Genomic DNA, 23,418 nt, shown 5'->3' on the forward strand with positions numbered 1-23,418 from the left:
AGCCCGCCAAGCATCAGGTGGCGGGGGCGGGACCGGGGTTCAGCCCGCCGCTCGGCCGCGGCGCCCGGCCGCTGCTCGGCACGCTGCCGCGGCCCTGCGGCACCGGCTCGTCCGGGCGGTTGCGGATGATCGGCTCGCCGCGGATCACCTGCCGGATCTCGTCGCCCGAGAGGGTCTCGTGCTCCAGCAGCCCCTTGGCCAGCAGGTGCAGCTCGTCGATGTTCTCGGAGAGCAGCGACCGGGCCTTGGCATAGGCCTCGTCGATGATGCGGCGGATCTCGCCGTCGATCTGCTGCGCCGTGGCCTCGGAGAGGTTCTTCGACTGGGTCACGGAATGCCCGAGGAAGACCTCCTGGCTGTTCTCGCCATAGGCGATCATGCCGAGCTTTTCGGACATGCCCCATTCGGTGACCATCATGCGGGCCTGGTTGGTGGCCATCTTGATGTCGCCCGAGGCGCCGTTCGAGACCTTGTCGGAGCCGAAGATCAGCTCCTCGGCCACGCGGCCGCCCATGGCCATGGCGAGCTCCGAGAGCAGCTTCGACTTGTGCTTGGAGTAGCGGTCGCCCTCCGGCAGCGACATCACCAAGCCCAGCGCCCGGCCGCGCGGGATGATCGTCGCCTTATGGACCGGGTCGCATTCCGGCAGCTTGAGGGCGCAGAGGGCATGGCCCGCCTCGTGATAGGCGGTCATCCGCTTCTCGTCCTCGGACATCACCAGGCTGCGGCGCTCGGCGCCCATCAGCACCTTGTCCTTGGCCTGCTCGAACTCGTGCATGCCGACGGTGCGGCGGCCGGTGCGGGCGGCCAGCAGCGCCGCCTCGTTCACCAAGTTCGCCAGGTCGGCGCCCGAGAAGCCCGGCGTGCCGCGGGCGATGGTCTTCGGATCGACATCCGAGGCCAGCGGCACCTTGCGCATATGCACGCGCAGGATCTTCTCCCGGCCCATCACATCCGGGTTGGGCACCACCACCTGCCGGTCGAAGCGGCCGGGGCGCAGCAGGGCGGGGTCGAGCACGTCCGGCCGGTTGGTGGCGGCGATGAGGATCACGCCCTCATTCGACTCGAAGCCGTCCATCTCGACGAGCATCTGGTTCAGGGTCTGCTCGCGCTCGTCATTGCCGCCGCCGAGGCCAGCGCCGCGATGCCGGCCGACCGCGTCGATCTCGTCGATGAAGATGATGCAGGGGGCGTTCTTCTTGCCCTGCTCGAACATGTCCCGCACGCGGGAGGCGCCGACGCCGACGAACATCTCGACGAAGTCGGAGCCCGAGATGGTGAAGAAGGGGACATTCGCCTCGCCGGCGATGGCGCGGGCCAGCAGGGTCTTGCCGGTGCCGGGCGGGCCGACCAGCAGCACGCCCTTCGGGATCTTGCCGCCGAGGCGCTGGAATTTCTGCGGGTCGCGCAGGAATTCCACGATCTCCTCCAGCTCGCCCTTGGCCTCGTCGATGCCGGCCACGTCCTCGAAGGTGACGCGGCCCTGCTTCTCGGTCAGCAGCCGGGCGCGGGACTTGCCGAAGCCCATGGCGCGGCCGCCGCCCGACTGCATCTGGCGCATGAAGAACACCCAGACGCCGATCAGCAGCAGCATCGGGAACCAGGAGAGCAGGTAGTGGAAGAGCGGGTTGACGTCGCTCTCCTCCGGCCGGGCCACCACCCGCACGCCCTTCTCGGTCAGCTTGCCGACCAGGGCCGGGTCTTCCGGCGTGTAGGTCTGGAAGGTCCGCCCATCCGAGAGCTGGCCGCTGACGGTGCGGCCCTGGATCACCACGTCGCGGACATGGCCGGCGCCGACCTCGTTCAAGAAGTCGGAATAGGCGACCTGCTGCGCCCCCCGCTGGCCCGACCCGCTGGGCTGGAACAGGTTGAAGAGCGCTACGAGCAGCAGCGCCACGATGACCCAAAGTGCCAGGTTACGGCCGAAATTGTTCACCGATTCATATCCTGTTCCCGCCATGGCCCCTGCGGGCCATGAACCCTTGGGCGCCATGCCCGTGATTCTGCCGGGTTCTAGATAGGGAGGAATTCCCGGCGGTTAATGGGCCACACGACCTCGCCATTCGGCTCCCCCGGTCACCGGTCCGGCAGTCGGGGCGAGAAGCATGGGGAATTCGGCGCAGCATTCGGCGTCAGGATAGCTGAGACAAGGCACGGCGACCAGCGCGCCGTGCTGCCGGATCGCCGGCAGGGTGGCCAGGACCAGCGCCGGCAGGCCCGGCGCCGCGCGCCGCAGCCCGGCGGCATCGGCCCCGAGCGCGCCAAGGCTGCAGCCGGGCCGGCCAACCGCGAGCAGGCGGAAGCGCCCGTCCCAGCCCGCCCCGGGCACCGCCGCGACCGGCGGCGCCACGGCGGCGGATTCGCGGGCCAGCAGCCAGCCGCCCCGGCCGCCCCCCCGGCTGCGGCGCAGGATGGCGCCGCCGAGCGTCCCGCCGCCGCGCCGGCGCAGCGCCGCGACCGCCGCCGGCGCCGGCGGGAAGGCGCCGCCGCCGACCAGCCGGACCAGGGCGCCGAGGCCGGCATCGGCCAGCGCATCCTCGCCGAGCCGCGCGGGATCGATCGTGGCATGGCCGGTCGGGTGGAGCCGCACCGCCTCGGCGAGCCGCGCCGCCAGCGCCCCCTCCCCGCGCCCACGCCGGGCGGCGAATCCGGCCGCCGCCGCGGCCAGGGCCTCGACCGCCGCGCCGGTGCCCGCCGGATCGGCCAGCGCGGCGCGCAGGGCGACGCGGCCGAAGCGGGCATCGGCATTGCTCGGGTCGCGGACCGGGGCGAGGCCGGCGGCCCGCACCACCGCCTCCAGCCGCGCCGGCGGGATGGCAAGGAGCGGGCGGAGCAGCAGGGCCTCGGGCGCCGCCCGTACCGCCGCCATGGCGGCGAGTCCCGCCGCGCCGCTGCCCCGGAAGGCCCGCAGCAATAGGGTTTCGGCCTGGTCGCCGCGGTGATGGCCGAGCAGCAGCCAGGGCCGGCCCACCTCGCCGCAGGCCCGCAGCAGCGCGGCGTGGCGGGCCTCGCGCGCCCGCGCCTGCAGGCCGGGGCCGGCGGCGAGGCCAAGGCCGAGGATCCGGGCGGCGATGCCGCGCCCGGCGAGCTGCGCCGCGACGCCGGCCGCCTCGGCCGCGCTCCCCGGCCGCAGCCCGTGATCGACGATGAGCGCGAGCAGGCTGCCGCCGCGCGCCCGCGCCCAGTCCGCGGCGAGCAGGGCCAGCGCCAGGCTGTGCGGGCCGCCGGAGACGCCGGCCGCCAGGCGGGGCGAGGCGCCGAAGGGGCCGAGCGGCGCCATCAGCCCGGCGAATTCCGCCGGGCCGAGCGGCAGGTCGGCCGCCGCCACGGCCCGGCCCCGTCAGGCCGCGCCCGGCCTCACCGGCAGCCGGCCCGCTGTCGCCCGGCCTCCAGCCGCTCCTTCAGCGCCCCGCGGAGCTGCGGATGCTCGCTCTGCACCAGGGCGAAGGCGTCGCAGGCCTCGCGCTTCTGGTTGAGATTGGCCAGCGAGCTGCCGAAGCCGACCAGCGCCTCGGCGGCCCGGCTGCCCTTCTGGTTCGCCTTGTAGGCCTCGCCATAGGCGACGGCCGCATCCTGCCAGTTGCGCTGGCCATACTCGGCATCGGCGAGCAGCAGCCGCGCGTCATAGGCGCGCGGGCTGCCGCGGGCGGCCAGCGCCTCCTTCGCCGCCACCTCGGCCGCCGCATAGTCGCGGCGGGCGAGCGCCGCCTGGCCCTCGGCCAGCGCCCGCTCCGGCGTTCGCGCCACGGCCGGGGTGGTGGCCGGCGCGGCGGCCGCCCCGCCGGCCACCGGCGGCAGGGACTGGCCGGGACTCGGCGCCCGTGGCGCGGGGGCGGCGGGCGCGGCGGCGCGTGGCGTGCCGCCCTCGACCTGCTGCAGCCGGTAGTCGAGATCGCCCTGCAGCTTCTCGACCTGCTGCGCCAGGGTGCGGTTCTGGTACTCCGCCTGGTCGAGCCGGCCGCGCAGCCGGCGGGTCTCCTCCTCGAGGGTGGAAACCCGGTCGAGCAGCGCCCCCACCAGCTCGCCCTGCGGCGCGGCGGGGGCAGCGCCGCGCGGAACCGGCACCGGGGCCGCGGCGCCGCCGCCGCGGCGGAGCTGATCGAGCTCCTGGCGCAATTGCAGGATCTGGTTCTGCAGATAGATCCCCTCGCGGCTCTCGGCCTGCGCCCAGGCGCGGGCGCCCGGCAGCAGCAGCGGCGTGGCGAGGAGGAGGGCGGCCAGGACGCGTCGCATCGGTTCTCCGATCGGGCTCACGCGGCAGGGCGGCGCGGGGGAGGAGCCGGCTCCCGCCCCGCGCCGTCGCCGGGCGTTGGCCGGCTTTTAGAGCAGATCGCGGGGGGGCGTGAACGTCCGGGCGCGGAATCCTGCGCCACGGACGAAGAGCCGGGGGCGGAGCGGAACGCGCTGGGAGAGACCCGCCCGAAGCGAGGGACACGGCCGTGAAGGCAGAAGGCGCGCCCGCGATGGCCGCCGATGCGCGGCCGCGCCGGGCTGGAGCGTTGTCCGCTCGCCTGCGGTCGCGGCACATGCTCCAGCGCGTTGTTTTCAGATCCTCTTCACCCGCTCGAGCGTGTCCGCTCGAGGGGCGGAGGCGGCGCGATCAGCGGACGACCGTCACCGCGCGGCGGTTCTGCGCCCAGGCATCCTCGTTCGAGCCCAGCGCCGCCGGCCGGTCCTTGCCGTAGGAGATGGTCGAGATCCGCCCCCCGGCGACGCCGCCGACGACCAACGCGTCGCGCGCGGCATTCGCCCGGCGCTGGCCGAGGGCGAGGTTGTACTCGCGCGTGCCACGCTCGTCGGTATGGCCCTCGACGGTGACGGTGACCGCGGGATTGCCGCCGAGCCAGCCCGCCTGGCGCTGCAGGGTCGGGCGCTGGTCCTCGCGGATCGCGCTGCTGTCGTAGTCGAAGAAGACGCGGTCGCTGCCGGCCTGGGCGATCAGGTCCTCCTGGCTGCCGGGCCGGATCGTGCTGCCGGTGGTCGCCGCGCCGGTGCCGGTCGCGGCCGAGTCCTTCGAGGATTCGCAGGCCGCGAGCAAGGCGATCGCGGCGAAGGCGCCGAGCAACCTGGTGTTGATCATCCCTCTGGTCCTTCCAGCGAAGCAGCGAACGGCTGCGGAATATCCTCCGGGGGCGTTACAACTCGCAGTCGAGACGGTCAAGGAGATCCACCGGGGGAGCGGCGGGCTCGCAGCAAAGCGAAGGCCGCCGGCCGCCCCCCGCCGTTCAGGACAGCAGCGGCGACCAGGCCGGGTCCGAGGCGTCGGTCGGCGTCAGGATCTGCCGCTCGTTGAAGCCGGCGACATCGATCGAGGCGAGCCGCGAGGAATAGCCGCCGCCCCGGGCGTCGCGCGCCGGCGATTCGCGGAAGAACATCATCACCCGGCCATTCGGCGCGAAGGTCGGCCCCTCCATGCCCCAGCCCTCGGTCAGGATCCGCTCGCCCGAGCCGTCCGGCCGCATCACCCCGATGCCGAACTGCCCCCCTGCCCCGCCGAAGCGGGTGAAGGCGATGAGGTCGCCGCGCGGCGACCAGACCGGCGTCGCGTAGCGGCCGCGGCCGAAGGAGATGCGGCGGATGCCGCCGCCATCGGCCGACATGACGTAGAGCTGCTGGTCGCCACCGCGGTCGGAGTTGAAGACGATCTGGCTGCCATCGGGCGAGAAGCAGGGCGAGACGTCGAGCCCGCCGCCCGAGGTAAGCTGCCGCTCCCGCCGCGAGCCGAGATCGACCACATAGATGTTGGCGTCGTTGCCGCGGGTGGCGGAGAGCACCACGCTGCGCCCGTCCGGGCTGAAGCGGGGCGAGAGGGTCATGCCGGGGAAATTCCCCAGCGGCTCCGGCCGCCCGCCATCGAGGTTGAACAGGTAGACCTTCGGCTCGCCGCGCGCATAGGACATGAAGGCGATCTGCTGCGCGTTCGGGTGGAAGCGGGGCGTCAGCGCCGCCGAGGAGCCATCGGTCAGAAAGCGGTGGTTCTCGCCATCCTGGTCCATGATGGCGAGGCGCCGGGTGCGGCGGTCGCGCGGGCCGGTCTCGGCCACATAGACCACGCGGGTGTCGAAATACCCCTTCTCGCCGAGCAGCCGCTCATAGATCACGTCCGAGATCAGATGCGCGATGCGGCGCCAATTAGCGGCCGGGGCGGTGAAGGCGGTGCCCTGGATCTGCTGCTCGGGCAGCACGTCCCAGAGGCGGAACTCCACCCGCACCCGGTCGCTGCCGGCATCCACCCGGCCGGTGACCAGCGCCTGGGCGCCGATCACCCGCCAGTCCTGGAAGCGCGGCACCGCCGCCGCCGCCTCGGCGGTCTGGATGAAGGCGGCGCGGTCCACCGGGCGGAACAGGCCGCAATTCTTCAGGTTGTTGACCACCACCCGGGCGATGTCGCGGCCGACGCGCTGGCCGTCGCCGCTGCCGGCGAAATCCGGCACCGCGATCGGGATCGGGTCGGTGCGGGCGCGGGTGATGTCGACGACCGAGCTCTGGGCGCGGGCCGGGCCGCTCAGCGACGGCAGGCCAAGGGCGAGGCCGCCGAACAGCGCGGCGCGGCGCGTGAGGAAGCCCGCCATCGCCTTCTCATCCGGGGTCATGCGTATCCTCCTGGAAGTATGGCGCGAGAACGGCCGGGGGGCCGCCGCGATGCCGGGTCGCGGCGGCCGGTCAGCGCAGGCCGAGGTCGCGCGGGTTGAAACGGAAGATGGTGTCGCGCAGCGCCGCGAGGCGCTCGCGCGGCAGCGGCAGCGGGTTGCATTTCGGATCGAGCAGCGCCCGCCGCGCCGCCTCGTAGACCGAGCGGGCGCGCGGCTCGCTCGGCGGCGAGCCGTTGGCGCGGACATTGCGCACCACCCCCCCGGCATCGACATCGACGCGCAGCTCCACGACGACGCTGTTGATCCCGAGCCCGCCGCCATCGACCGACCAGCATTCGCTGATCTTGTCGGCGAGCCCGGCCTTCTCCCCGGCCGAGAGCGTCGCGGTCCCGGTCGGCGCGCCGCCGCCCTGCTGCGGGCTGCCGGCGGCCGGGCTCGGCTTGCCGGTCGGCGGCCGGCTCTGCTGCGCCGACTGCATCAGCTTGTCGAGCGTGTTCAGCACGCTGCGGCTGTCCGCCTGCGGCTTCTGCACCGGCGGCGTGCGGCCGGTGCCGGCCTCCTTGCTCGGCTGCGGCGGCGTCGGCGCCGGCGGGCGCGGCACCGTGGCCTCGGGGCGCGCGGGGGCCGGGGTGGGGCTCGGCTTCTCGGCCTTCTCCGGCTTCGCCTCGGCCACCTGCTGCGGCTTCGGCGCCGGCTTCTCCGGCTTCTCCGGCTTTTCCACCTTCTCGGGCTTGTCCGGCTTCTCCGGTTTCTCGGGCTTCTCCACCTTCTCGGGCTTGGCCTCGGCGACCGGCTTCGGCGGCGCCGGCATCGGGATGGGCGGCGGCGGCAGGGGCAGCGGGCTCGGCGCCGGCTCGGGCGGCGGCGCCGGGCGCGGCTTGGCCTCGGCAACCTGCTGCGGCGGCTTCGGCGCCGGCTCGGGCGGCGGCGCGCTCGGCTTCGGCAGGGCCTGCGGCGCCGGGGCCGGGGCGGGCGCGGGCGGCGGCGGGGGTGGTGGCGGCGGCGGGCTCGGCAGCGCCTCGGCCACCCGCGTCTCGCCCGGCGGCTCCGGCCGCGCCGGCTGGGTCACGCTGGGCGGGCCGGCGACGGGCGCCGGCTGCTCGCCCTGGGCCAGCTGCGGCGTCGTGACCACCTCCACCGCGATCGCCTCCTCCCGTGGTTCCTGCAACGGCCGCGGCAGGCCGAAGACGAGGCCGAGCACCAGCAGCGCGACATGCAGCGCCGCCGAAACCAGGCCCCAGAACCGCATTCCCCTCGGCGGCATTGCCGCGCCCCCCGGCGCCATATCCACGTCCACGCAATCCTGCTTGCCCGATCCGCCCGCCGGTCCCGGAGCGGCCCGCGCCCGGCGGGTCCGCCGCGAGGCCGGCGCCTCGCCGGAGTCCGCTCCGCCCCGACTGGGGCATGGAAGCGGCTCCGATCTATTGACCATGGCCCGGCCGGCCATGGGTGGCGTCGCCCGCGGCGGGGCCGATGCAGGCGCCCGGGCCCCGATGCCCGGACGCGGTCGAGCCTAGCGCGAGCCGGGCGCCGGCTGCGGCCGGCCGCCCGGGGGGGAGGCGGTCGGCGCGGCCGGGCGGCCCGTCGGCGCCGGCGCGGTGGCGGGCCGGCCGGCGGGCTGCTCGGCCAGCAGCGCCACCTTGCTGAAGCCGCCGGCGCTGATCGTGCCCATCACCTCCATCACCCGGCCGTAGCTGATCGCCTTGTCGCCGCGGACGAAGATGCGCCGCTCCGGCGCCCCCTCCGGCTGCTCGCGGGCGATCGCCTGCAGCTGCGCGACCAGGTTCTCGATCGGCACCTCGGTCTCCTGCAGGAAGATCTTGCCCTCGGGATTGACCGAGATGGTGATCGGCTCGTTGTCCTGATTGAGGGCGCTGGCCTGGGTCTTCGGCAGGTCGACCGGCACGCCGACGGTCATCAGCGGCGCCGCCACCATGAAGATGATGAGCAGCACCAGCATCACGTCGACCAGCGGCGTGACGTTGATCTCGGCCATCGGGCGGTAGCGGCTGCGCCCCCGGCCGGGCGTGAGCGAGACGGCCATGGCGCTATTCCGCGACCGGCGCCGCGTTGCGCGCCGGATCGCCGAGCGCGGTCTCGGTCTGGCGCGAGAGGATGCTGCCGAACTCGGCGGCGAAGCCCTCGAGCCGGCCGGCGAAGCGCGCCAGGTCGGTGGTGATCTTGTTGTAGGCGAGCACCGCCGGGATGGCGGCGACGAGGCCGATCGCGGTGGCGAACAGCGCCTCGGCGATGCCCGGCGCCACCACGGCGAGGTTGGTGTTCTGCATGCCGGCGATGGCCGCGAAGCTGTTCATGATACCCCAGACCGTGCCGAACAGGCCGACGAAGGGCCCGACCGAGCCGACCGAGGCGAGGAAGACCATCCAGCGCTCCAGCCGCTCCATCTCCCGCTGCACGGTGACGGCCATGCTGCGGTCGATCCGCTCCTTCAGCCCGGCGGCGACGAGGTCGGAGCCGCCGAGCCGCTGGGCGCCGCGGCGCCATTCCCGCATGGCGGCGACGAAGACCGCGGCCATCGGGTGCGAGGGCCGGTCGCCCTCCTTCCGGTAGAGCTCATCCAGGCTGCCGCCGGACCAGAAGGCGTCCTCGAAGGCATCCGCCGCGCGGTTCACCCGGCGCAGGCTCGTCACCTTCTCGAAGACGATGGCCCAGACCCAGACGCTGGCGAGCAGCAGGCCGAGCATGACCAGCTTCACGACCCAGTCCGCCTGCACGAACAGGCCCCAGAGCGACAGGTCGTGCATCGCTGCACCCAGATCCGTCGCGGTCACGCTGCGATCCACCGCATCACTCCATCCGCTGCGGCGGCCGATCCCCCCGACCGGCCGATCCGCCTAGACCGTGTTGTTGAGCCGCGTGAGTCACGCCCTCGGCGTTTCCGCCCCGGGCGATCACGCTCTAACCCCCAGTCCCCGCTCCGGCCGCGCCGCCGGGCGCCACGGCCTCGAGCGCCGAGCGCCAGGGCTCCGGGATGCGCCGCGGCCGCAGGCTGCCGCGGTCGATGCAGGCCAGCTCGACCCGCAGCGCCGCCAGCGGCCCCGCCCCGGCCTCCGCCGCCCCGTCGGCGACCACCCGCTGGTCGAGCAGCAGGGTGACGCCGCGGACGGAGGCAACCCTGGTTTCGACCACGACTGCGTCATCGAGCCTGGCGGGCCGCCAATACTCCACTTCGATGCGCCGCACCACGAGTATCGAATGGTGACCTTCCATGAGCATCTGATGCGGCAAGCCCATGGCCCGCAAGGATTCCGTCCGGCCCCGCTCCGCCCAGCGCAAGTAGTTGGCGTGATAGGCCATCCCGCCCGCATCGGTGTCCTCGAAATAGACCCGGAGCGGCCAGCGATGCGCCGGCGCCGCGGGCGCCTGGCGGAGGCCGGGCGGCCCGGCGCGGCTCACGATTCGCCCCCGGCCAGCAGGTCGGGCTGGATGGCGAAGCCGGCCGGCGGGCTGAGGCCGAGATGCTGCCAGCCCGTCACGCCGAGCATGCGGCCGCGCGGCGTGCGCAGCACCAGCCCCTCCTGGATCAGGTAGGGCTCGATGACGTCCTCCAGCGTGTCGCGCGATTCGGCGAGCGCCGCGGCCAGCGTCTCGACCCCGACCGGGCCGCCATTGTGGTGCACCGCGATGCGCCGGAGATAGCGGCGGTCCATCGCGTCCAGCCCCTTGGCATCCACCTCGAGCCGGGTCAGCGCCCCGTCCACCATGGTGCGATCCGCCGCCACGCCGCCGACCGCGGCGAAGTCGCGCACCCGGCGCAGCAGCCGCCCGGCGATGCGCGGCGTGCCGCGGGAGCGGCGGGCGATCTCCCAGGCCCCCTCCTCCGACAGCGCGAAGCCGAGCTTGAAGGCGCCGCGCGTCACGATCCGCAGCAGCTCCTCAGGGGTGTAGAATTGCAGCCGCAGCGGGATGCCGAAGCGGTCGCGCAGCGGCTGCGCCAGCAGGCCGGAGCGGGTGGTGGCGCCGACCAGGGTGAAGGGCGGCAGGTCGATGCGCACGGTGCGCGCCGCCGGCCCCTCGCCGATGATGAGGTCGAGCTGGAAATCCTCCATCGCCGGGTAGAGCGTCTCCTCCAGCGCCGGCTGCAGCCGGTGGATCTCGTCGACGAAGAGCACGTCGCGCGGCTGCAGGTTGGTCAGGATCGCCGCAAGGTCGCCGGCGCGCTGCAGGATCGGGCCGCTGGTGGCGCGGAAGCCGACGCCGAGCTCGCGCGCCACGATCTGCGCCAGCGTCGTCTTGCCGAGGCCGGGCGGGCCGTGCAGCAGCACGTGGTCGAGCGCCTCGCCGCGGTCGCGGGCCGCCTGGATGAAGACGGCGAGGTTCTCCCGCGTCGCCTGCTGGCCGGTGAAGTCGGCGAGCGTCTGCGGCCGCAGCGTCGCCTCGGCGGCATCCTCCTCGGTGCGGTCCGGGCTGGTGATGCGCTCCTCGGTCCCCGCCTCGGCCGGCGGGGCGGCGGCGCGGCGGGGGCCGCCGCGGGGCTTGCGCTCGCCCGCGCCGCTCACCGCGCCAACGCCTTCAGGCTGTCGCGGATCAGGCCCTCGAGCGGCGCCTCGGCGCCGAGCCGGGCGCGGGCGCGGTTCACCGCCGCCTGCGCCTCCGGCCGCTTCCAGCCGAGATTGACCAGCGCCGAGACGGCATCGGCCGTCGCGTCGTCGGCCTCCGGCGCCGGCAGGGCGATGCCCACGGCACCGCTGCCATCGGCCTCCGGCGTCGCCCGGCCGACCGCCCATTTCTGCATCGCGGGCTCGTCGATGATGCGGTTGGCGGTCGCCGCGCCGAGGCCCTTCACCTCGGCCAGGCGCTTGCGCTCCTTGGCGGCGATCGCCCGCGCCAGCTCCTCCGGGCGGAGGCCGGAGAGGACCAGCAGCGCCTTCTGCGGCCCGACCGTCTTCACCTCGATCAGGGCGAGGAAGGCCTCGCGCTCGGCGGCATCGGCGAAGCCGTAGAGGGTGATGGCGTCCTGGCGCAGATGCGTCTCGACCAGCACCTTCTGCACCCCCTCGCGCGCCGAGAGCGCGTCGAGCGTCTTGCGCGAGCAGGCGAGGAGGTAGCCGACGCCGTTCACGTCGAGCACGCAGCCGCCCTCATGCACGCCATCCAGCCGGCCGGTGAGCTTGCCGATCATGCCGGGACATAGCCGCGGGCGAGGGCCGCGCGGGTGCCGCGGTGATGCGCGTGGCAGATCGCCACCGCCAGCGCGTCGGCGGCATCGGCGCGGCGGATGACGGCGCCGGGCAGCAGGCGGCGGACCATCGCCTCGACCTGCGCCTTCTCGGCATGGCCGGTGCCGACCACGGCGCGCTTGATCTCCATCGCCTGGTATTCCGCGACCGGCAAGCCGGCCAGCGCCGGGGCGAGCAGCACCACGCCGCGGGCCTGGCCGAGCTTCAGCGCCGCGCCGGGGTTCTTGTTGACATAGGTATGCTCGACCGCCGCCTCGTCCGGCCGCCATTGCTCGAGCAGCGCCGCGAGCGCCCGGTGCAGGGTGCAGAGCCGGGCGGCGAGCGGCTCGGCCGCCGCGGTCGAGATGACGCCGTCGCCGAGATGCCGCAGCCGGCTGCCGGCGCTCTCGACCAGGCCCCAGCCGGTATGCTGCAGCCCGGGATCGAGGCCGAGCAGCCGCACCGCCGGCTGGCCGCCCACCTGGCCACCCTGCCTCACCGGCGCACCGCGCCGCGCATGCTCAGGCCGAGAGCCGCTGCGAGACGTCTTCCGACACCTCGAAATTGGCGAAGACATTCTGCACGTCGTCGCTCTCGTCGAGCCGGTCGAGCAGCTTCAGGATCTCGCGCGCCTTCTCCTCGTCGAGGTCGATGCGCACCGTCGGCACCCATTCGATGCGAGCGCTCTCCGGGCTGCCGAAGCGGGTCTCGAGGGCGTCGCGCACGGCGAAGAAATCCTCCGGCGCGCAGGTGACCTCGTGCCCCTCCTCGTCGGACTCGACATCGAGCGCGCCGGCCTCGATCGCCGCCTCGAGCATCGCCTCGGCCTGGTCGGCGAGGCCGGGGAACCAGATCACCCCCTTGCGCTCGAACTGGAAGCTGACCGAGTTGGTCTCGCCGAGCGCCCCGCCGGCCTTGGCGAAGGCGCTGCGGATATCGCCCGCGGTGCGGTTGCGGTTGTCGGTCAGCGCCTCGACGATGATGGCCACGCCATAGGGTCCGTAGCCCTCGTAGCGGACCTCCTGGAAATCCTCGCCCTGGCCGGCGGTGCTGGCCCGCTTGATGGCGCGGTCGATGGTGTCGCGGGTCATGTTGGCGGTCAGCGCCGCCTTCACCGCGGCGCGCAGCCGGGGGTTCATCGCCGGGTCGGGCAGGCCCTGCTTGGCCGAGACCGTGATCTCGCGGATCAGCTTGCCGAAGGCCTGGGCCTTCTTGGCGCCCTGCGTCGCCTTGCGGTGCATGATGTTCTTGGCGTGCGAGTGGCCCGCCATGGCAGGGGCTCCAGCATCTTCAGATTGCGGATGAGGAAGGGCTTATAGCGCCATGGCGCGGCCCGCGCCACCGGCGCCTGTCCTGGTGCCGCCCTGGTTGCCGCCTCCCGTTTCCGCCCCGGGCCCCGCCGGGCCAGGCGGCAACCATATCGCTTGCGGCGCCGGGCCCGGCTGGTCCAGGCTGCCGGCATGGACAGCCTCACCCCAGCCGACCCCTTCGCCGTGACGACGCTCGAGCAGCTCGGCGCGATCTACGACCCGCCGCGGGAGCTGGTGATGAAGAAGGTGGCGCACCGGCTGGAGGAGCGCACCCTCGCCTTCATCGCCGCCTCGCCCTTCTGCGTCCTGGCGACGGTCGGGCCGCAGGGGGTGCATGCGACGCCGCGCGGCGACGCGCCGGGCTTCGTGGAAGCCCTCGACGACCGCACCCTGGCGCTGCCGGACCGGCGCGGCAACAACCGCCTCGACGGGCTGCGCGACATCATCGCCAACCCGGCCGTCGCCCTGCTGTTCCTGGTCCCGGGCGTCGGCGAGGCGCTGCGGATCAACGGCCAGGCGCGGATCACCGCCGACCCGACGCTCCGCGCCCGCTTCACGGTGCAGGAGAAGGTGCCGGCCACCGTGGTGCTGGTCACGGTCGGCGAGGTCTACATGCAATGCGCCAAGTCGATCCTGCGCTCGAAGATCTGGGGCGGGCGGGAGCGGCCGCGGGCGGTGCCGAGCATGGGCGAGATGCTGGCCGCCCATACCGGCGGGCTGGTGACGCCGGCGAGCTACGATGCCGAGGCGCCGCAGCGGCTGCAGGAGACGATGTACTGACCCATCCCGGGGCGAGTGCGGCGCGGCGGGGGGCTCGGGGCCACGGGGCCCCGGCCGATCCGGCGCGCCCGGCTCACTGGCCGGCGATGCGGGCCTGTTCCTGTCGGCCGGCCTCGGGCCGGCGGGACTGCATCTGGCTACGGGGGACGATGCGGATCCGGCCCGGCTGCTGCTGCCGGCGCAGCCGCTCCTCCGTCGCCATGGCATCCCGCATCAGACCCTCATAGCTGAGCCCGCCGGCGGCGCCGCCCAGAACCGAGGCACCCGGTGCGAAGCGATGGTCCCGAGGGCGATTCATGATCACCTCCCCGCTCTGCTAGAGGTGAGTGTGCCAAGAGGCGAGGCCCGGGCGCCATGACAAAATTATGTTTGTAGCAACGCGCGATGAATCAACCAATGGTTGTTTTGCGGCGCGGTGGTCCGCATGGGCGGCTCAGGGCTGCGGCAGCACCTGCGACAGCCGCCCGCCCTGGCGCACCGGCTCCACCCGCCGCGCCAGCCCGGTCGCGTCGTCGGTCTCGACGAAGAGCCCGCAGAGCGTCGCCTCGCCCTCCGCCGGGGCCAGGCGCTCGCCCGGCATCTTGCGCCAGAAGCGCAGCGCCGCCCCGCCCTTCTGCATGCCGATGACGCTGTCGTAGTCGCCGCACATGCCGGCATCGGTCTGGTAGGCGGTGCCGCCCGGCAGGATCTGGTGGTCGGCGGTCGGCACATGGGTGTGGGTGCCGACGACCAGGCTGACCAGCCCATCGAAGCTGTGGCCGAAGGCCTGCTTCTCCGAGCTCGCCTCGGCATGCAGGTCGATGACGCTCGCCTGGATGGTCCCGCCCGCCCCCAGGCGGTGCCGCTGGATCTCGGCCTGGACGCTGCGGAAGGGGTCGTCGAGCGGGTCCATGAAGAGCCGCCCCATGACGTTGACCACCAGCGCCTTGCGGTTGCCCGGCACCGCCACCACGGTCGCGCCGCGCCCCGGCGTGCCGGGGGGGAAGTTCAGCGGCCGCAGGATGCGCGGCTCCTGCTCCAGGGCCGGGATGATCTCCTTGCGGTCCCAGGCATGGTTGCCGAGGGTGATCACATCCGCCCCCGCGCCGAGGATGGCCCGCGCCATCTCGGGCGACAGGCCGAAGCCATGGCTGGCGTTCTCGGCATTCACCACGACGAGCTCGACCCGCAGCGCCGCGCGCAAGCCGGGCAGCGCCGCGACGAGGGCATCCCGGCCGCTGCGGCCCACCACATCGCCGAGAAAGAGAATGCGCACGCCCCTGGCCTCCCGGACCGCCCCGGGGCCGGCCATGCCCACCCCGCCGCGCGGGGCGGGGCGATGCTAGAGCAGATCGCGGGAGGGCGCGAACGCCCGGACGCGTGAAGATGCTCTACAGCCAAGGATCCACGGCGGGTCGACGTTCAGGCATGAATGTCGACCCGCCATAGAGCAGATCGCGGGAGGGCGCGAAGGCCCGGATGCGGGGATCGGCCCGGGGAACGAGCCGCCGCCGGTCAGCCGCAGCGGTGCAGCCCGGCCTCGGTCAGCACCGCCTGCAGCGGCCAGTCATCGGGCCCCGCCGGCACCTCGGGCAGCTCCTGGCAGGCGAAGGCGCAGCCGATGGCCGTCGCGCCCGGCAGCCCGGCCAGGGTGCGGTCGTAATAGCCGCCGCCATAGCCGAGGCGCCGCCCGGCCCGGTCGAAGGCGAGCAGCGGCACCAGCACCCAGTCCGGACGCAGCGCCTCGCCGGCAACCGGCTGGCTGGTGCCCATGGGGCCGCGGCCCAGCGGCTCGCCCGGCCGCCAGCGCCGGAAGGCGAGCGGCAGGCCGCGCCGCGGCGTCACCGGCAGGGCGATGGGATGGCCGCGCCCGGCCAGCGCGAGGAGCAGCGGCCGGATGTCGATCTCCTGGCCCATCGGCCAGAAGCCGGCGACGACCGCGCCCGCCGGCGGCGGCATCGCGGCGAGCAGCGTCTCGGCCAGCCCCGCGCCGAGCGCCGGGTCGCAACCGGCGCGGCGGGCCAGGGCCTGGCGGCGCGCCTCGGCCTTCACCTCGCGCAGCAGCAGGTCGCAATGGGGAGCGGTGGAAGAGTGCGGAGCCACCATGGCCGTTGGCGTATCATCCTCCCAAGGCCTGCGTTAGCAGGTGGGCGCCAGATACCCGGACCACGATCCGGACAGAGCCAGCTCCCGGAGGATGCTTATTGGCCCCGGGGATGAATTGCCTGACGCGCCGGGCAGCCCCGCCCCGGTGATATAGGATGCCGGCCCGCGGGCGACCAGCGCCGCCCGGCGAAAAAGCGGCGCTGGTCGCCTCAGCCGCGGTCGAGCGTCTGGGCGAGCCCCTCGATCCGCTCGGCGATGCGCGCCAACCGCTCGGCCAGTTGCGGATCGGGGGCGGCCGGCGCGGCCGGCGCCAGGCCGGAGCGCGCCCGCACCAGCTCGGTCCGCAGGTCGGAGCCCTCATCGGCCAGCAGCAGCGCCACATGCAGCAGCATGCGGGATTCCGAGAACTGCCCCCCCATGGCGCGGATCAGCCGCACCTTCTCCTCGATCTGCTGCACCAGGTCGAGGACATGCGCCTCCTCGCCATCCTTGCAGCCGATGGTGTGCTGGTAGCCATTGACCCGGACGGTGACCTGCCCCACGCCGCTACTCTCCCCCGTCCCGCTGCCCGTCGCCCGTCTCGCCGGCCCGCAGCTCCTCGGCCAGCGCCAGCCGCAGCCGCGCGATGGTCGCGTCCAGCCGCTCCGCCATGGCGGCCACCTCGGCGCGGGGCACCATCTCGCCCTCCTCCGCCGGCGGCCGGGGGCGGCTCAGCGCCGAGACCAGCTTCTCGACGGCGGATTCCAGCCGTGCCGTCGCCATCGCCACCGGGTCCCCTGGATCGCTCATGCCTGTTCCGCAATTGCCGTCGCCGGCCGCGCTGGACGCGGGATTCCGGGCGTGCTGCAAGGCTTGGCATGGCGACCGGGACGGGTCAACGGCGGCGGCTGCCGCCTGCGGTGACCGTGCATGACGCGGCCGGGGCGGAACTCGCCCTCCGCCTGGCCGGGCCGCGGGGCGTGACGCTGCTCTCGGCGCCGGGCGCCGCGGCCACGCTCGGCGCGCCCTGGTTCCTGGCGATCCTGGGCGCGGCGCGGGCGGCGGTGCCGGGCGTGCCGGCCGCCGCGCTGCTCGATTGCGGCGATGCGCCGGGCCTCGCGCTGATGGCGCTCAGGGCCGGGCTGCGGGCGCTGGTGCTCGATCCGGGCTGCCCCGGCTTCGCCGCCGTCGCCGCCGCGGCCAGCGAGGTCGGCGCCTGCCTCCATCCCGGCCGGCCGGCGTCCCTCGACCTCGGCCGCCTCGACCTCACGCGTGCCGGCGGCCGGGCCAGACTCGCGGCATGGTTGGCAGGCGCCGGGTGACAGGCCGGCAACCTCGCGCTACATCCCGCGACCAGACTCGCCGCTCCAGACTCGTCACCAGCGAAAGGGTATACGCCATGCAGCTCACGCCGAAGGTGAAAGAGATCCTCTCCTGGTATGAGAGCGACAATCCCGGCACCAAGGCGAACCTTGCCCGGATCCTGATGGCGGGCAAGCTGAGCGGCACCGGCCGCGTGGTGATCCTGCCGGTGGACCAGGGCTTCGAGCATGGCCCGGCCCGCAGCTTCGCGCCGAATCCGGCCGGCTACGACCCGCGCTACATGTTCGAGCTGGCGCTCGAGGCGGGGCTCAACGCCTATGCCGCGCCGCTCGGCATGATCGAGGCGGGGGCCTCCTCCTATGCCGGCGCCATCCCGACCATCCTGAAGGTGAACTCCTCGAACAGCCTGTCCACCACGAAGGACCAGGCGGTGACCGGGAGCGTCTCCGACGCGCTGCGCCTCGGCTGCTCGGCGATCGGCTTCACCATCTATCCGAGCTCGGAATACCAGTTCGAGATGATGGAGGAGCTGCGCGAGCTGGCCGAGGAGGCGAAGTCCGTCGGCCTCGCCGTGGTGGTCTGGAGCTACCCGCGCGGCCCGATGCTCGACAAGACCGGCGAGACGGCGCTCGATATCTGCGCCTATGCGGCGCATATGGCGGCGCTGCTCGGCGCCCACATCATCAAGGTGAAGCCGCCGACCTCGGCGATCTCGCTCGATGCCGCGAAGAAGACCTACGAGAAGTACCCGGTCGACGTGAACGACGAGGTCGCGCGCTTCAAGCACGTGGTGCAGGCCTGCTTCGGCGGCCGCCGGCTCGTGGTCTTCTCGGGCGGCGAGGCGAAGGGCACGGAGGACATCCTGAAGGAGGTCCGCGCCATCCACGCCGCGGGCGGCAACGGCTCCATCATGGGCCGCAACGCCTTCCAGCGCTCGAAGGCGGACGCGCTGAACCTGCTCTCCTCGATCATCGAGATCTACCAGACCCCGGCCAGCTGAGGCCGGGACGGGACGGCGGCGCCGACCGCGCCATCGTCCCCCCTCCCCCTCGGCGCTTCCCAAACCCGTCCCGGCGCGGCATTCAGCCGCCATGGACGCCCCCTGCCGCCTCTACCTCATCACCCCGCCCATCCTGCCGCCGGATTTCCCGGACCGGCTGGCGGCGGCGCTCGATGCCGGCGACGTGGCCTGCCTGCAGCTCCGCCTGAAGGAGGCGCCGCCGGACGCGGTCCGCCGCGCCGTCGAGGCGCTGATGCCGATCGCCCAGGCCCGCGACGTCGCCTTCCTGCTGAATGACGACGCGGCGCTGGCCGCCGAGCTCGGCTGCGACGGCGCGCATCTCGGCCAGGAGGATGGCGACCACGCCGAGGGCCGCCGGCTGCTCGAGGGCCGCATCCTCGGCATCACCTGCCACGACAGCCGCCACCTAGCCATGCTGGCGGGCGAGGCCGGCGCCGATTACGTCGCCTTCGGCGCCTTCTTCCCGACCACGACGAAGGAGGCGCGGCACCGCGCCGGCACCGACCTGCTGGAATGGTGGTCGGAGATGTTCGAGATCCCCTGCGTGGCGATCGGCGGCATCACCGCGGCCAATTGCGCCCCCCTGGTGCGGGCGGGGGCGGATTTCCTGGCGGTGGTCGGGGCGGTGTGGAACCATCCCGAGGGCCCGGCCGCCGGCGTCCGGGCGATGCAGCGGGCGATCGCGGAGGCGGGCGATGCGGCTTGAATTCGCCACCTGCGACGTCTTCACCGAGCAGCGCTTCGGCGGCAACCCGCTCGCCGTGGTGTGGGGCGGCGAGGCGCTGGATGGCGCCGCGATGCAGCGCGTCGCGCGCGAGTTCAACCTCTCCGAGACCGTCTTCGTCCTGCCGCCGGAGGCTGCCGGCGCCGCGGCGCGGATCCGCATCTTCACCCCCGGGGCGGAGCTGCCCTTCGCCGGCCATCCGAATGTCGGCACGGCGGCGATGCTCGCCCGCCGCCTCGGCTTGGCCGGCGACGGCATCGCCCTCGACCAGGCGGCGGGGCGGGTCGCGGCGCGGCTGCTGCGCGATGCCGGCGGCGCGGTGACGGGGGCCGAGATCGAGGCGCCGCTGCCCTTCGCCGAGATGGCGCCGCTCGCGCCCGAGGCGGTCGCCGCCTGCCTCGGCCTGCCCGTCGCGGCGGTGCGCAGCGTGACGCATCCGCCGGTGATCGCCGGCTGCGGCAATCCCTTCGGCTTGGCCGAGCTGGCGGACCCGGCCGCCCTCGCCGCGGCGATGCCCGATGCCGCCGCCTTCCGCCGCCACCTACCGGCGGACGCGGCGGTCGGCCTGCACCTGCATGTCGCCCTCCCCGATGGCCGGCGCCGGGCGCGGATGTTCGGCCCGCTGGTCGGGGTGCCGGAAGACCCGGCGACCGGCAGCGCCACGGTCGCGCTGGCCGGGCTGCTGCTGCGGGCGGGCGGCGGGGAGCGCCTGTCGCTCGAGATCGAGCAGGGCATCGAGATGGGCCGCCCCTCCCGCCTCGCCGCCCGCGCCTGGCGGGCCGGCGACGGCGCCATCCGTTGCGCGGTCGGCGGCGGCGTGGTGCCGGTCTCGGAGGGGTGGATCAGCGTCGGTTGAGCCGGTCGGGCGGCGCGCAGCGGAGGGGATGGGATTGGACGAGCTCGGCTTCCACCGCACCCTGCACCGGCCGGGCACGCTGCTCGATATCGGCGCGCATGACGGCGCCTTCACCCTGCCCTTCGCCAGCCTGCCGGACAGCCGCGTCCTCGCCTTCGAGCCGCTGCCGGGCGCCTTCGCCCGGTTGCGGGCGGCGACCGCGGGGCTCGGCAACGTCACGCTGCGGCCGGAGGCGCTCGGCGCGGCGGAGGGCGAGATCACCCTCGCCCTGCCGGTGCTCGACGGCGTGCCGCAGGAGCAATGGGCGAGCACCGCCAAGACCTATGCCGGCCTCGACCCACGCGTGGCCGAGCAGCGGTGGCAGGTGCCGGTCCGCCGGCTCGACGGCTTCGGGCTCACCGACCTCACCGCGGTGAAGCTCGATGCCGAGGGGGCGGAGTACGAGGTGCTGCGCGGGGCGCGCGAGACGCTGCTCCGCTGCCGCCCCATCCTCTCGATCGAGATCGAGGAGCGGCACCGGCGGGGCTCCACCTGGGCGGTGCCGGCCTATCTCGACGCGCTGGGCTACGACGCCTTCTGGGAGTTCTGGGGCGATTGGCAGCCCATGGCGGGCTTCGACCGGGACCGGATGCAGCGGGCGAGCCCGAACCCGGCGGTGTTCGAGGCCTCCGATCCCTATGTCTTCGTCTTCTACGTCCTGCCGCGCGAATCGGCCGCGGCCATGCTGGCGCAGCTGCGCGCCGCCGAGGCGGGCTGAACCGGGGCGGCGGCGCCTCGTTCTGCCGGCGAGGGGCAGGGAGGCACGGCATGGAGGAGATGGCGATCGAACCGGGCATGCCGGTGATCGGCAGCGACGACCACCCGGTCGGCCGGGTCGAGCACCGCGACGGCACCTATCTCAAGCTGGCCCGCAGCGAGGCGGCCTCCGGCGGCCGCTACCGCTGGCTGCCCCTCGCCCTGGTGGCCGGGATCGAGGCGGGCGGGCTGCGCCTCTCGGTCACCGCCGCGGATGCGGCGGCGGCGGCGCTGGACGAGGACGAGGCGCAGCGGCGGATGGCGCTCGACCCGGATGGCCGGCGGGAATTCGGCCAGCCCGATGATGGCGGCCCGCAGGCCGGGCGGGCCTGATACCCGTCGCACGACGCCGCGAAGCCGAGCAAGCGGGAGGTTTGCGCCCGGCGTTCGAGGCGCAGGGCGGTGAAACCGTCCTGCGCCTGGTATGAGGGAGACGCCGCGCGCCCTCACGGCGCGAAGGGCAGCCACTGCACATCCTCGATGCGCCGCGCCCCGGCGGCCAGCATGGCCAGCCGGTCGAAGCCGAGGGCGATGCCGCTGCCCTCCGGCATGCCATGCGCGAGGGCGGCGAGGAATTCCTCGTCCACCTCCCAGCCCGCCTCGCCGTAGCGGGCGCGGCGTTCCGCCACATCGGCCACGAAGCGGGCGCGCTGCTCGGCCGGATCGGTCAGCTCGTCGAAGGCATTGGCCAGCTCGATCCCGCCGGCGAAGAGCTCGAAGCGGAGCGCGGCGCGCGGATCGGCCGGGTCGCGCCGGGCGAGCGCGGCCTGCGGCGCCGGCCAATGGGTGAGGAAGGTGGCGCGCTCGCGGCCGAGGCGCGGCTCCACCCGTTCCAGCAGCAGGCGGAAGAAGAGGTCCTCCCACCCCTCCCCCGGCCGCGGCGGCAGGCCGATCGCCGCCGCCGCCCGGCCGAGCGCCGCGGCATCGCCCGCCCCCTCCGGCGTCACCGTCGCCAGCAGGTCGAGGCCGCCGCACCAGCGGCGGAAGGCCTCGGCCATGGAGAGGCGCTCGAAGGGCAGGCGGAGATCGGTCTCGACGCCGCCATGCGCGACCAGGGGCGGGCAGACGGCGCGGACGAAATCCTCCGTCTCCCGCATCATGCCCTCGAGGCCGAGGCCCGGCCGGTACCATTCCAGCATGGTGAACTCGGGCGCGTGGCGCGGGCTCGCCTCGCCGTTGCGCCAGACCCGGGCCAGCTCGAAGACCGGCCCGGCGCCGGCCACCAGCAGCCGCTTCAGGGCGAGCTCGGGCGAGGTCCGCAGCCAGAGGGTGCGCCGCGTGCCGGCGCCGAGATGCGGCAGGTACTCGCTGCGGAAGGCCTGCAGATGCACCTCCATCCCGGGCACCGGCACCAGGCAGGGGGTCTCGACCTCGCGGTAGCCGCGGGCCGTGAAGAAGGCGCGGGTCGCGGCGGTGAGGGCGGCGCGGCGCTCGAGGAAGGGCAGCCGGGCGGCGAGGCTCTCGGGATGCCAGGCCGGGCTGGGCGTGGCGAGGGTGGCCGGGTCGGGCATGGCGGGCCTGCGGGCGGGGCGTTGACGGGGGGCGATCCGCCGACCCTGCCGCATCCCCGGCGGCGCGGCCATCCTGGCGTTCCCGCGGCCGGCCGCCCGGCCTATAGGAGCGGCGATCATGCCCGACGGACCCCTGCCCCGCCCCGAGCGCCCGGAGCGCACGCTGACGACGCCGGAGGCGTTGCAGGCGGCCGGGCTGATCCCGGCCGCGGCGCTGCCGGGGGCGATGGCGGTCGCCGAACGCTACAGCATCTCGGTCACCCCCGCCGTCGCCGCGCTGATCGACCCGGCGGATCCGGCCGACCCCATCGGCCGGCAATACCTGCCCGACCCGGCGGAGCTGGCGACGGCGCCGCACGAGCTGGCCGACCCGACCGCCGACGCGCCGCACAGCCCGGTGCCCGGCGTGGTGCATCGCTATCCGGACCGGGCGCTGCTGAAGCCGCTGCTCGCCTGCCCGGTCTATTGCCGCTTCTGCTTCCGGCGCGAGGCGGTGGGGCCGGAGGGCGGGGTGCTGGGCGAGGCGGCGCTGGAGGCGGCGCTCGGCTGGTTCGCCCGCACGCCGGCGGTGCGGGAGGCGATCCTGACCGGCGGCGACCCGCTGATGCTCTCGCCGCGGCGGCTGGGCATGATCCTCGCCCGGCTGGCGGCGCTGCCGCATATCGAGATCCTGCGCATCCACAGCCGGGTGCCCGTCGCGGCGCCGGAGCGGGTGACGGCGACGCTGGCGGCGGCGCTGGCGGTGGAGACGCCGCTCTATCTCTGCGTCCACGCCAACCATGCGCGGGAGTTCACCCCCGACGCCATGGCGGCGCTCGGCCGGCTGCACGCCGCGGGCGTGGTACTGCTCGGCCAGAGCGTGCTGCTGCGCGGGGTGAATGACAGCCCGGAGGCGCTGGAGGCGCTATTCCGCGCCATGCTGCGGGCGCGGGTGAAGCCCTATTACCTGCACCAGCTCGACCCGGCGCCGGGCACCGCGCGCTTCGCCGTGCCGGTCGAGGAGGGCCGGGCGATCCTGCGGGCGCTGCGTGGCCGGGTGACTGGCCTCGCCTGGCCGGTCTATGTGCAGGAGCGGCCGGGGGGCGGCGGCAAGGTGCCGCTCGGGCCGGACTACGCGGCGAACGAGGCATAATACCAACGGCATGAATGCTTCATTCGTGCCGAGCGCCCGAACGGGCGCCGCCGCACATGCGGCGAAGCCAAGCAACTGTCTTTTGTGTGAATGTGGTGTTTTAGGCTGGGGCGTAGGGTTTGTTGTCGC

27 protein-coding genes and 1 other RNA gene are annotated in these 23,418 nt (G+C 74.2%); 8 read left to right on the top strand and 20 right to left on the bottom strand.

The annotated features are described in order from the left end of the window. Positions 1-13: 13 nt before the first annotated feature. The 13 genes from ftsH to DOO78_RS24460 all read right to left on the bottom strand — a co-directional run bounded on the left by ftsH (position 14) and on the right by DOO78_RS24460 (position 13,044). Entirely contained in the window at positions 14-1,936 is a 1,923-nt protein-coding gene (gene ftsH, locus DOO78_RS24400) for an ATP-dependent zinc metalloprotease FtsH (protein WP_111472503.1), read from the bottom strand. Positions 1,937-2,038: 102 nt separating this feature from the next. Beyond that, complete coding sequence (tilS, locus tag DOO78_RS24405; RefSeq protein WP_111472504.1) at positions 2,039-3,328, bottom strand: tRNA lysidine(34) synthetase TilS; 1,290 nt, start codon at positions 3,326-3,328, stop codon at positions 2,039-2,041. A 29-nt stretch (positions 3,329-3,357) separates the two neighbouring features. Next, complete coding sequence (locus DOO78_RS24410) at positions 3,358-4,233, bottom strand: YbgF trimerization domain-containing protein (protein WP_111472505.1); 876 nt, start codon at positions 4,231-4,233, stop codon at positions 3,358-3,360. A gap of 367 nt (positions 4,234-4,600) precedes the next feature. Beyond that, positions 4,601-5,077 (bottom strand): peptidoglycan-associated lipoprotein Pal, encoded by a 477-nt coding sequence (gene pal / locus DOO78_RS24415; RefSeq protein WP_111472525.1) that lies wholly within the window; start codon positions 5,075-5,077, stop codon positions 4,601-4,603. Positions 5,078-5,225: 148 nt separating this feature from the next. Then, a complete protein-coding gene (gene tolB, locus DOO78_RS24420; RefSeq protein ID WP_408887585.1) occupies positions 5,226-6,593 on the bottom strand; it encodes a Tol-Pal system beta propeller repeat protein TolB in 1,368 nt (455 codons plus the stop codon). Between the two features lie 70 nt (positions 6,594-6,663). Then, positions 6,664-7,842, bottom strand: a complete 1,179-nt coding sequence (locus DOO78_RS24425) for a hypothetical protein (RefSeq protein WP_111472506.1) — start codon at positions 7,840-7,842, stop codon at positions 6,664-6,666. A 264-nt stretch (positions 7,843-8,106) separates the two neighbouring features. Further along, the gene (gene tolR, locus DOO78_RS24430; RefSeq protein WP_111472507.1) at positions 8,107-8,637 is read right to left on the bottom strand and encodes a protein TolR; all 531 of its coding nucleotides are present in this window, start codon (positions 8,635-8,637) and stop codon (positions 8,107-8,109) included. 4 nt (positions 8,638-8,641) lie between these two features. Then, positions 8,642-9,397 (bottom strand): protein TolQ, encoded by a 756-nt coding sequence (tolQ, locus tag DOO78_RS24435; RefSeq protein ID WP_165839064.1) that lies wholly within the window; start codon positions 9,395-9,397, stop codon positions 8,642-8,644. Between the two features lie 115 nt (positions 9,398-9,512). Further along, on the bottom strand, positions 9,513-10,010 hold the full coding sequence (locus DOO78_RS24440) for a YbgC/FadM family acyl-CoA thioesterase (RefSeq protein WP_243634774.1): 498 nt from the start codon (positions 10,008-10,010) through the stop codon (positions 9,513-9,515). Continuing rightward, the gene (gene ruvB / locus DOO78_RS24445) at positions 10,007-11,029 is read right to left on the bottom strand and encodes a Holliday junction branch migration DNA helicase RuvB (RefSeq protein ID WP_111472528.1); all 1,023 of its coding nucleotides are present in this window, start codon (positions 11,027-11,029) and stop codon (positions 10,007-10,009) included. Before ruvB ends, DOO78_RS24440 begins: the two co-directional genes overlap by 4 nt. Before the next feature lie 80 nt (positions 11,030-11,109). Continuing rightward, positions 11,110-11,736, bottom strand: a complete 627-nt coding sequence (gene ruvA / locus DOO78_RS24450) for a Holliday junction branch migration protein RuvA (protein ID WP_111472509.1) — start codon at positions 11,734-11,736, stop codon at positions 11,110-11,112. Continuing rightward, positions 11,733-12,236 (bottom strand): crossover junction endodeoxyribonuclease RuvC, encoded by a 504-nt coding sequence (ruvC, locus tag DOO78_RS24455; protein ID WP_243634775.1) that lies wholly within the window; start codon positions 12,234-12,236, stop codon positions 11,733-11,735. Before ruvC ends, ruvA begins: the two co-directional genes overlap by 4 nt. A 58-nt stretch (positions 12,237-12,294) precedes the next feature. Further along, on the bottom strand, positions 12,295-13,044 hold the full coding sequence (locus DOO78_RS24460) for a YebC/PmpR family DNA-binding transcriptional regulator (RefSeq protein WP_111472511.1): 750 nt from the start codon (positions 13,042-13,044) through the stop codon (positions 12,295-12,297). 189 nt (positions 13,045-13,233) lie between these two features. Between DOO78_RS24460 and DOO78_RS24465 the strand changes: the two genes are divergently transcribed. After that, entirely contained in the window at positions 13,234-13,863 is a 630-nt protein-coding gene (locus DOO78_RS24465) for a pyridoxamine 5'-phosphate oxidase family protein (RefSeq protein ID WP_111472512.1), read from the top strand. Between the two features lie 73 nt (positions 13,864-13,936). Here the strand turns inward: DOO78_RS24465 and DOO78_RS24470 are convergent, their stop codons facing one another. From DOO78_RS24470 to DOO78_RS24495, 6 genes are all read right to left on the bottom strand, one after another. After that, complete coding sequence (locus DOO78_RS24470; protein WP_111472513.1) at positions 13,937-14,161, bottom strand: hypothetical protein; 225 nt, start codon at positions 14,159-14,161, stop codon at positions 13,937-13,939. A gap of 135 nt (positions 14,162-14,296) precedes the next feature. After that, positions 14,297-15,118, bottom strand: coding sequence for a TIGR00282 family metallophosphoesterase (locus tag DOO78_RS24475; RefSeq protein ID WP_111472529.1), 822 nt, complete (start codon positions 15,116-15,118; stop codon positions 14,297-14,299). A gap of 239 nt (positions 15,119-15,357) precedes the next feature. Then, the gene (locus tag DOO78_RS24480; protein ID WP_111472514.1) at positions 15,358-15,948 is read right to left on the bottom strand and encodes a 5-formyltetrahydrofolate cyclo-ligase; all 591 of its coding nucleotides are present in this window, start codon (positions 15,946-15,948) and stop codon (positions 15,358-15,360) included. Then, positions 15,935-16,089, bottom strand: a non-coding RNA gene (gene ssrS, locus DOO78_RS24485) — 6S RNA. Before ssrS ends, DOO78_RS24480 begins: the two co-directional genes overlap by 14 nt. A 68-nt stretch (positions 16,090-16,157) precedes the next feature. Next, entirely contained in the window at positions 16,158-16,490 is a 333-nt protein-coding gene (locus tag DOO78_RS24490; RefSeq protein ID WP_111472515.1) for a cell division protein ZapA, read from the bottom strand. 4 nt (positions 16,491-16,494) lie between these two features. After that, positions 16,495-16,737 carry a hypothetical protein gene (locus DOO78_RS24495; protein WP_111472516.1) on the bottom strand — a complete coding sequence of 81 codons (243 nt, stop codon included), beginning with the start codon at positions 16,735-16,737 and terminating at the stop codon, positions 16,495-16,497. Between the two features lie 110 nt (positions 16,738-16,847). On the opposite strand from DOO78_RS24495, the gene DOO78_RS24500 reads away from it, so the two are divergent. The 6 genes from DOO78_RS24500 to DOO78_RS24525 all read left to right on the top strand — a co-directional run bounded on the left by DOO78_RS24500 (position 16,848) and on the right by DOO78_RS24525 (position 20,979). After that, a complete protein-coding gene (locus tag DOO78_RS24500) occupies positions 16,848-17,249 on the top strand; it encodes a hypothetical protein (RefSeq protein WP_128080146.1) in 402 nt (133 codons plus the stop codon). A gap of 77 nt (positions 17,250-17,326) precedes the next feature. Beyond that, on the top strand, positions 17,327-18,250 hold the full coding sequence (locus tag DOO78_RS24505; RefSeq protein WP_111472518.1) for a class I fructose-bisphosphate aldolase: 924 nt from the start codon (positions 17,327-17,329) through the stop codon (positions 18,248-18,250). A gap of 91 nt (positions 18,251-18,341) precedes the next feature. Beyond that, positions 18,342-18,977 carry a thiamine phosphate synthase gene (gene thiE, locus DOO78_RS24510; RefSeq protein WP_111472519.1) on the top strand — a complete coding sequence of 212 codons (636 nt, stop codon included), beginning with the start codon at positions 18,342-18,344 and terminating at the stop codon, positions 18,975-18,977. Then, positions 18,967-19,851, top strand: coding sequence for a PhzF family phenazine biosynthesis protein (locus DOO78_RS24515; protein WP_111472520.1), 885 nt, complete (start codon positions 18,967-18,969; stop codon positions 19,849-19,851). The genes thiE and DOO78_RS24515 overlap by 11 nt, the downstream gene beginning before the upstream one ends. Positions 19,852-19,885: 34 nt before the next feature. Further along, positions 19,886-20,608, top strand: a complete 723-nt coding sequence (locus DOO78_RS24520) for an FkbM family methyltransferase (RefSeq protein WP_165839065.1) — start codon at positions 19,886-19,888, stop codon at positions 20,606-20,608. 50 nt (positions 20,609-20,658) lie between these two features. Then, the gene (locus tag DOO78_RS24525; protein WP_111472522.1) at positions 20,659-20,979 is read left to right on the top strand and encodes a DUF2171 domain-containing protein; all 321 of its coding nucleotides are present in this window, start codon (positions 20,659-20,661) and stop codon (positions 20,977-20,979) included. Between the two features lie 113 nt (positions 20,980-21,092). Here the strand turns inward: DOO78_RS24525 and epmA are convergent, their stop codons facing one another. Further along, positions 21,093-22,157, bottom strand: coding sequence for an EF-P lysine aminoacylase EpmA (gene epmA / locus DOO78_RS24530; protein WP_111472523.1), 1,065 nt, complete (start codon positions 22,155-22,157; stop codon positions 21,093-21,095). 118 nt (positions 22,158-22,275) lie between these two features. Here epmA and DOO78_RS24535 point away from each other — a divergent pair, with 118 nt between their 5' ends. Beyond that, the gene (locus DOO78_RS24535) at positions 22,276-23,289 is read left to right on the top strand and encodes a lysine-2,3-aminomutase-like protein (RefSeq protein ID WP_111472524.1); all 1,014 of its coding nucleotides are present in this window, start codon (positions 22,276-22,278) and stop codon (positions 23,287-23,289) included. Positions 23,290-23,418: the final 129 nt, after the last annotated feature.

The sequence above is a fragment of the Roseicella frigidaeris genome (assembly GCF_003258945.1).
Classification (GTDB): domain Bacteria; phylum Pseudomonadota; class Alphaproteobacteria; order Acetobacterales; family Acetobacteraceae; genus Paracraurococcus; species Paracraurococcus frigidaeris.

Bases quoted from the DNA above. Each gene is read 5' to 3' on its own strand.
- tolB (WP_408887585.1), bottom strand. From the start codon at position 6,593: ATGACCCCGGATGAGAAGGCGATGGCGGGCTTCCTCACGCGCCGCGCC.
- tolR (WP_111472507.1), bottom strand. From the start codon at position 8,637: ATGGCCGTCTCGCTCACGCCCGGCCGGGGGCGCAGCCGCTACCGCCCG.
- DOO78_RS24525 (WP_111472522.1), top strand. From the start codon at position 20,659: ATGGAGGAGATGGCGATCGAACCGGGCATGCCGGTGATCGGCAGCGAC.
- DOO78_RS24425 (WP_111472506.1), bottom strand. From the start codon at position 7,842: ATGCGGTTCTGGGGCCTGGTTTCGGCGGCGCTGCATGTCGCGCTGCTG.
- DOO78_RS24460 (WP_111472511.1), bottom strand. From the start codon at position 13,044: ATGGCGGGCCACTCGCACGCCAAGAACATCATGCACCGCAAGGCGACG.
- epmA (WP_111472523.1), bottom strand. From the start codon at position 22,157: ATGCCCGACCCGGCCACCCTCGCCACGCCCAGCCCGGCCTGGCATCCC.
- DOO78_RS24465 (WP_111472512.1), top strand. From the start codon at position 13,234: ATGGACAGCCTCACCCCAGCCGACCCCTTCGCCGTGACGACGCTCGAG.
- DOO78_RS24535 (WP_111472524.1), top strand. From the start codon at position 22,276: ATGCCCGACGGACCCCTGCCCCGCCCCGAGCGCCCGGAGCGCACGCTG.
- DOO78_RS24410 (WP_111472505.1), bottom strand. From the start codon at position 4,233: ATGCGACGCGTCCTGGCCGCCCTCCTCCTCGCCACGCCGCTGCTGCTG.
- ruvA (WP_111472509.1), bottom strand. From the start codon at position 11,736: ATGATCGGCAAGCTCACCGGCCGGCTGGATGGCGTGCATGAGGGCGGC.
- DOO78_RS24470 (WP_111472513.1), bottom strand. From the start codon at position 14,161: ATGAATCGCCCTCGGGACCATCGCTTCGCACCGGGTGCCTCGGTTCTG.
- DOO78_RS24480 (WP_111472514.1), bottom strand. From the start codon at position 15,948: ATGGTGGCTCCGCACTCTTCCACCGCTCCCCATTGCGACCTGCTGCTG.
- DOO78_RS24515 (WP_111472520.1), top strand. From the start codon at position 18,967: ATGCGGCTTGAATTCGCCACCTGCGACGTCTTCACCGAGCAGCGCTTC.
- DOO78_RS24495 (WP_111472516.1), bottom strand. From the start codon at position 16,737: ATGAGCGATCCAGGGGACCCGGTGGCGATGGCGACGGCACGGCTGGAA.
- thiE (WP_111472519.1), top strand. From the start codon at position 18,342: ATGGACGCCCCCTGCCGCCTCTACCTCATCACCCCGCCCATCCTGCCG.
- DOO78_RS24505 (WP_111472518.1), top strand. From the start codon at position 17,327: ATGCAGCTCACGCCGAAGGTGAAAGAGATCCTCTCCTGGTATGAGAGC.